7 protein-coding genes are annotated in these 6892 nt (G+C 64.3%); all 7 read left to right on the top strand.

Annotated elements, in window-relative coordinates; genetic code table 11:
- Positions 1 to 30 precede the first annotated feature (30 nt).
- The 7 genes from C8J43_RS18455 to C8J43_RS18425 all read left to right on the top strand — a co-directional run bounded on the left by C8J43_RS18455 (position 31) and on the right by C8J43_RS18425 (position 6669).
- Positions 31 to 1113, top strand: a complete 1083-nt coding sequence (locus C8J43_RS18455) for a mannose-1-phosphate guanylyltransferase/mannose-6-phosphate isomerase (RefSeq protein WP_133032101.1) — start codon at positions 31 to 33, stop codon at positions 1111 to 1113.
- Positions 1114 to 1556: 443 nt separating this feature from the next.
- Positions 1557 to 2636 (top strand): replication initiator protein A, encoded by a 1080-nt coding sequence (locus C8J43_RS18450; RefSeq protein WP_082471068.1) that lies wholly within the window; start codon positions 1557 to 1559, stop codon positions 2634 to 2636.
- A 420-nt stretch (positions 2637 to 3056) separates the two neighbouring features.
- Entirely contained in the window at positions 3057 to 3872 is an 816-nt protein-coding gene (locus tag C8J43_RS18445; protein WP_082471067.1) for a helix-turn-helix domain-containing protein, read from the top strand.
- A 276-nt stretch (positions 3873 to 4148) separates the two neighbouring features.
- On the top strand, positions 4149 to 5189 hold the full coding sequence (locus C8J43_RS18440) for a CocE/NonD family hydrolase (RefSeq protein ID WP_133032100.1): 1041 nt from the start codon (positions 4149 to 4151) through the stop codon (positions 5187 to 5189).
- A gap of 22 nt (positions 5190 to 5211) precedes the next feature.
- Complete coding sequence (locus C8J43_RS18435; RefSeq protein WP_056056099.1) at positions 5212 to 5607, top strand: alpha/beta hydrolase; 396 nt, start codon at positions 5212 to 5214, stop codon at positions 5605 to 5607.
- A gap of 130 nt (positions 5608 to 5737) precedes the next feature.
- Positions 5738 to 6406, top strand: a complete 669-nt coding sequence (gene parA / locus C8J43_RS18430) for a ParA family partition ATPase (RefSeq protein ID WP_133032099.1) — start codon at positions 5738 to 5740, stop codon at positions 6404 to 6406.
- Positions 6403 to 6669 carry a ribbon-helix-helix domain-containing protein gene (locus C8J43_RS18425; protein ID WP_056056096.1) on the top strand — a complete coding sequence of 89 codons (267 nt, stop codon included), beginning with the start codon at positions 6403 to 6405 and terminating at the stop codon, positions 6667 to 6669. The genes parA and C8J43_RS18425 overlap by 4 nt, the downstream gene beginning before the upstream one ends.
- Positions 6670 to 6892: the final 223 nt, after the last annotated feature.

Genomic DNA, 6892 nt, shown 5'->3' with positions numbered 1-6892 from the left:
CGTTATAGCTCGGCGCAATCTGGAGGATTCATGACCGTACGTAAGATCGTCCCCGTTATCCTGTCGGGTGGTTCGGGGACCCGCCTCTGGCCGATGTCGCGCCCCGAAATGCCCAAGCAGATGCTGGCGCTGACCGCGGACGAGACGATGCTGCAACTGACCGCCGGGCGGGCGCTGGGCGAGCGCTATGCCGCGCCGATCGTGGTCGCCAATGCGCGGCATGCCGAGCTGGTCGAGCAGCAGCTCGCCGAGGCCGGCGCCGCACCACAGGCGCTGATCCTCGAACCCGCCGGCCGCAACACAGCCCCTGCGATCGCGCTGGCCGCGCTGGCGGCGAAGGCCGCCTCGGCGGGCGGTGGTGGCGACGCGCTGCTGGTGATGCCGTCCGACCATGTGATCGGCGACGTCGCCGCGTTCCATGCCGCGATCGAGGCGGCGATGCCGCTCGTGGCACAAGGCTGGCTCGTCACCTTCGGGATCGCGCCCGATGCCCCCGAGACCGGCTATGGCTGGATCCAGATCGGCGACGAGCTCCAGCCCGGCATCAACCGCGTCGCGCGGTTCGTCGAGAAGCCCCCGCTCGACAAGGCGCAGTCGATGCTGGCGAGCGGCGATCATGCCTGGAACGGCGGGATCTTCCTGTTTCTCGCCGACGCCTATCTCGAGGCGCTCGCGCAGTTCCATCCCGGCATCCTGGTCGCGACCCGCGAGGCGATGGACAAGGCGCGGATCGAGGGCACGCGGATCTATCCCGATGCGGCCGCCTTCGCCGCGTCGCCCGACGATTCGATCGATTACGCGGTCATGGAAAAGGCCGACCGCGTCGCGGTGGTGCCGGTCGCGATGGGCTGGAACGACGTCGGCAGCTGGGACGCGCTGCACGCGATCAGCGATCGCGACGACAGCGGCAACGCGCATCGCAGCGACAAGGACGGGCATGTACTGGCGATCGACACGCAAAACTGCTTCGTCCGCAGCGACGGCATCCGTGTCTCGCTGGTCGGCGTCGAGGATTTGATCGTGGTCGCTAGCGGCAACGACGTGCTGATCATGACGCGCGGCCGCAGCCAGGAGGTCAAGAAACTGATCGAAGCGATGAAGGCCAAGGCGTAACCGAAGGCGGGTGCGGGCACGGAAGACGGCCCGCACCTGCGTCCCACCAAGATCCCGCATCGTCGTCGACGCATATACGTGTCGACATGTATGATGGGAATTTCGCCAAGACGCGCCGGCTCCGTCGGAGATCGGCGCTGCCAACCGACCGCGTCCTGCCTCCCGGATCGCTGCCTACGTGCCAGCCGTGATCGCGTCTCGGCGACGAGGTCCCGCGGGCCATGACGGCGAGGATCGTTATCCGCCGTTTGTCGACACGCAGACATGTCGATCGATCGACGATGTTTGGTGGGGGCGTAGCCGTGCGACCGGTTGCAGGCCTGCGCCATCCACCCGTTGAATTCATACTCGAAAGCACGAGCTTTTCACCGAAAACCGCGATTTTCCTCTCCGTCCCCCTTGGCAGGCTCCCATAAGTTCGTGCTTTCGAGTAGAAATAGCCGATGACCCGACCCAGCCCTGCCAAGCGCCCCCCTGCCCCGCGCGCGAAACCCCGCAAGTCGAGCGCCGGCCAGACGGAAATTCCGCAGGGCGATCTGTTCCTGCTCGACAGCCCGTTATACGGCGAGATCCGCGGCGAGCGATCGCTGATGGCGTTCCCGTTCTTCGCGCTTAGCAAGAATGCGTGGATGAAGCCGCTCAGCTACAAGACCGACACCGTCACGATCGAAGTCCGGCCCAGTGCGAGTGGCGTCGCGACGATCTACGACAAGGAGATCGTGCTCTATATCGCCAGCCTGATGGCCGCCAAGCTCGAGGCCGGCGAGGACGTCGCACAGGATTTCGTCTTTACCGCGCACGATCTGTTCAGCGTCACCGGCAGCAACCACAGCGCGCGCTCCTATGGACGGCTGTCCGAAGCGCTCGAGCGGCTGCAGGGCACCCAGATCAAGACCAATATCGAGGCGGGGGGCGAAGGCGAGGAAGGGTTCTTCTCATGGCTATCCGAAGCCAAGCTTCATTATAACAAGACCCGCGCCGGCGAACGCCGCCTGAAGGCAGTCAAGGTGCGGCTGTGCGACTGGCTGTTCCGGGCGATCCTGCTCGACCGGCACGTGCTCGACTATGCGGCGGCGTATTTTCAACTCGGTCCGATCGAGCGGCGGATCTACGAAGTCGCGCGATCGACCGGCGATGGCGACGGGTTCGAGATCGACCTTGCGACCTTCCGGTTGCAGATCGGTTACCAGAACCCGCTGGCGAACTTTCGCGCCGCGTTGCGACAGATCGTCGTCGCCGACACGATCCCCGACTACCGGCTCGACCTGGTCGAGACGATCGGCGATCCCGACGGCACCGAGGTCGTCAAGCGGGGCCGCAAGACCAACCCCGTCAGGGTCGTGATCACCAGGCGGCTGACTGCGCTCGACGAACACCCCAAACCTCGCCTGTCGCGGCAGCTCCTGTCGACCGCGGAACCGGTGTCGAAAGCGCCCCGTGAAGCAAGTCGTGAAACTGGCCGCGAACCAAGCCGCGAATCACCGCGCGAATCAGGCATCACCGAGTCGGAAGACCTGTTTTAATTGATACTCGAAAGCACGAACTTTCCCGCGAATTGATACTCGAAAGCACGAATACGCGGACGAATTGATACTCGAAAGCACGAACTTTCGACGGGATAATCGATCGATTTTCGTAATTGATACTCGAAAGCACGAACCGTGGACGCTTTCGTTATTACAGATTAACTGCAAAAATCGGGACATGTCGGCGATGACGTCGGTGGAACGCAAATTGGAGCGGCTGTGACCCCATAAAGGAAAGCCCGGCACGAAGGCCGGGCATCCCAAGGTAGTGATGGAGCGACGTCGCCAAACGTCGATTCCGGGGTCGAAACTGACCGACCCTCTCCACATAGCCTGACACGGACTTCGGTTCAAGGATGCGCGTTTCGCGCCACGCTCTCTCTTTGTCTCGGTCCCAGCCCCTTAAGGGGATGGAAGATGGCTGTTTTTACCTTGGGCCAAGCGACCGCGCAGGCGCTGGGTGCGGTTGCAGGACGTCAGTCGCCGCGCCGGCCGTCACCTGGCCTGTCTCCAGGCTTGGGCGCGCGGTCGGGTGGTCCACATCGCACCGGTGCGCCGGTGCTGCGCGACAGTATCGAGGCGGGGACGTTCGAGACGCTGTTCTTCACCGTTCCGGCCAAGGGCGAGACCGACAAATTGTTGCGGATCGCCAGGCGAACACTCGATGCGGGGCGTCAGTTGCGCCGCGAGGCGCGCGCCGGCGACCGTATTCTGAGCGCGGCCGAGCGCCGGATCATCCTGCTCACCGCGGCCGCGGTCCGCGTCTACGAAGAGATCCTAACCCTGGCGCGGCTCAACAAGGGGCGCGTCTTTCCGAGCTACGACCATCTGTCCAAGGCGACGAGCCTGGGGCGTGCGACGATCGCGCGCGCGCTGCATATCCTCGAGGACATCGGCTTTCTCGTTCGGCAGCGGCGGTTCAAGCGTGTCGAGGCCGAGGGCCCCGGGCCGCGCTATCGGCAGACCTCCAACGTGTACCGTCCCACCCTGCCCCAGCGCGTCCTCGCCTATCTGCCGCGCTGGATGCAGCCGGCACCAACGCCAGATGATGTCGTCCAGCAGCAGGCGGATCGGATCGATGATACCGCGGCCATGCTGTCCGGATTGTCGTGCCGTGATCTGGCGGCGGTGACGGTCGGGGGGCAATTGGGCAAGATGCTGGCCAAGCTCGGAGCCGGTGTCGACCGGATCGAACGCGAGTCTCAAATCGAGTCTCAACCCCTACAAAGTTAATTGATAGAAAGAGGATTGATGCCGGATCGGGTCACAGGAAGCGGTAAAAACTAAGTCCAGGAGTGCCGGCGTTGCCGTCACATGCTCCCTAGCTGGAGCAAGCGGTGAGCGCCGTCTTTCAGAGTCATGGTGGTGATAGGATCAGCTGTCGATTCGACATGTCGCAGGTCGATGATCATCTCCACTTGCGCCGCTGCCGGCTGCTTGGCAGCATCACGTTCCCAGTTCTGATCCGATAGCTAGACTCAGCTCGGACCATAGTGAGGTCCGGCGACGATGATGACGGCGATCCTGTTTGCGACATCCACGCTGGGTATGGCGGGACAAATCCCGGCCCGATCCGCACCCCAAACAACGACTGTAGCGGCATCGAACGCGATCGTCGGCGACTGGCAGGGCGCTATCGTACCCGCGCCAGGCCGGTCGATCCCCCTCATACTGCATATCAGCGGCACGCCCGGCAGTTTGACGGCAACGCTCGACAGTCCTGCCCAAGGCGCGGTCGGCCTGCCTGTCGCATCGGTCAAGCAGGAGGGCAGAACGCTCCACCTCATGCTGACCACCCCATCGGCCAGCTATACGGCCATCCTTTCGGATGACGGCAGAACGCTGGAGGGGACATGGTCGCAGGGTAGCGGTTCGATTTCGCTCACGATGACCCGTGCGACGACCCGGGCGGCTCGTGCCGCAACGTTGGGCACTACGCGACCCCGAACGCCCCGGCCACCGTTCCCGTACCGCGTCGAGGAGGTCGCATATGACAACGCGATCGGCGGATCGCACCTCGCCGGGACACTCACCCTGCCTGCAAACAAGGGCCCCTTCCCGGCGGTTTTGCTGATCACGGGGTCCGGGCTTCAGGATCGCGACGAGACGCTGTTCGGGCACAAGCCGTTCCTTGTCTGGGCCGGTGCCTTGACCCGTCGCGGGGTTGCCGTGCTCCGCGTCGACGATCGTCAGACCGGTGGGTCGACCGGCGATGTCCGGACTGCCACGACAGCCGACTTTGCCGGCGACGTCGAGGCCGGCCTTGCCTTTCTGCGTTCGCGCCGGGATGTCGACGCGAGCCGCATCGGTCTGATCGGCCATAGCGAAGGCGGGATCATCGCACCGATCGTCGCCGACCGGGACCCTGCCCTGGCATTCATCGTGTTGCTGTCGAGCCCGGGCGAACCGCTCGAACAGGTCCTTCTTTCCCAGAAGCGTTGGCTGGAAACGGCTGCCGGTGTGCCGAAGGCGACCGTCGACCAGTCCGCGGCGACCATGCAGAGCCTTTACGATGCGGTAAAAGGCGCCCCCGATCAGCAGCGCGGATAGCCGTCTCGCCGCGGCGTGGCATATGATCGCCCAACACGGCGGAAAGCGCGACGATGCTGCCGTTCCGATCGGGCTCCGTACCATCGCACAACCGTGGATGCGCTGGTTCCTTTCCTACGATCCGCGGCCAGCGCTCGAAAAGGTCCTATGCCCCGTTCTCGCACTGGGCGGTTCGAAGGACGTGCAGGTGCCGGCGTCGCGCAATCTCGCCGATATCAGGGCCGCGCTTCACGATAATCCGGATGTCACGACGATCGAGATACCGGGCTTGAACCATTTGCTGCAGACCGCGCCGACGGGAAACGTTTCCGAATATGCCGCGATCGAGGAGACGGTGTCCCCTATCGCCCTTAAGACGGTGGGCGACTGGATCGTCGACCAGACGAAGCGCGCCCGAGGTCGACCGAAACTGGGGTAGCACATCGCTCGCAGGGGCATCCAGCGCTGCCAGCGCCTGCCGATATGCGTCTCAGTTCCATCCGCCGACCTGATTATGGACTTGCCAAAACAAATGATTTGTCGTCATGTAGACATGTAGGGGTTTTGACATGACGACAATCGCGATCATCAGCCAGAAGGGTGGCGCCGGCAAGACGACGCTGGCGCTCCACCTCGCCGCGGCCGCGCATGATGCAGGCCGCATCGCGCTGGTCATCGATACCGATCCGCAGGCCACTGCGAGCCAATGGGCGGCTTGGCGAAGCGAAGCGCCACCCGAGGTGATCGACAGCCCACCACCGCGGCTCGCCGCCAAGGTCGCGCAGGCGACCGAGCAGGGGGCCGAGTTCATCGTCATCGACACGCCACCGCATGCCGACAGCGCCGCGCGGGCCGCGGTCGAGATCGCGGACCTGGTGCTGATCCCGTGCCGACCCAGCGCGTTCGACCTGTCGGCGATCCAGACCACCGCCAAGCTGGTCCAGCTGCTCCGCAAACCCGCCTTCGTCGTGTTCACCGCGGGCTCGCCGAACGCACCGCGGGTTTACCAGGAGGCCGGTGAGCTTGTCGAAAGCTTCGGGACGCCGGCCTGCCCGATCCAGATCCCCGATCGCGCCGCCTTCCGTCATGCGAGCGCCGAAGGCCGCACCGTCATGGAGTTCGAGCCCAACGGCAAGGCGGCCGAGGACATTCGACATATCTACGAGTGGACATGTCGACAGACAGGCGTGTCGACATCGTCTGCAAAACGAGCCCGCAAGAGAAAGACCGCAGCATGAGCCGCAAACCCTCGTTCGCCAATCTGCGCGATCGCACGCCATCCGAACCGGTCGCGCCGGCACCGTTGGCGGCAGGGCAGGGGGCATCGACCGGACCCGCCAGCCGGCAGGGGCGCAAGCAGATCGCGGGGTTCTTCTCGCCCGAAATGTCGTTCGCGATGCATACGCTCGCGCGTCGACAGGGCAGGAGTCTCCAGGCGCTGATGGCCGAGGCGTTCAACGACGTCCTGCGCAAGCACGGCGAAAGTCCGATCGGCGACTAGACTACGCCCCGGTAGACGACGATCCAATCGAGGCGCGCCCGACAGGCATCGGCGATCGTACGCGCGTCTGTTCCGAAAAGTCATCGCAGACGTAAGACGAAGGTCTCTTGCGGACGAAGACGTTTTGCCGGCCGCGGCGATCACCAGCGCGTTCGGACGAGGCAAACCGTTCATCGTCCCGTCAGGAACCGTTGCTGCAGTGCAACACCGCAGGAAAGTTCCT

Origin of the sequence: Sphingomonas sp. PP-CE-1G-424 (assembly GCF_004341085.1) — a bacterium.
GTDB lineage: Bacteria > Pseudomonadota > Alphaproteobacteria > Sphingomonadales > Sphingomonadaceae > Sphingomonas.
The sequence above is the reverse complement of the archived record's forward strand: the minus strand, read 5'-3'. Positions and strand labels throughout refer to the sequence as shown.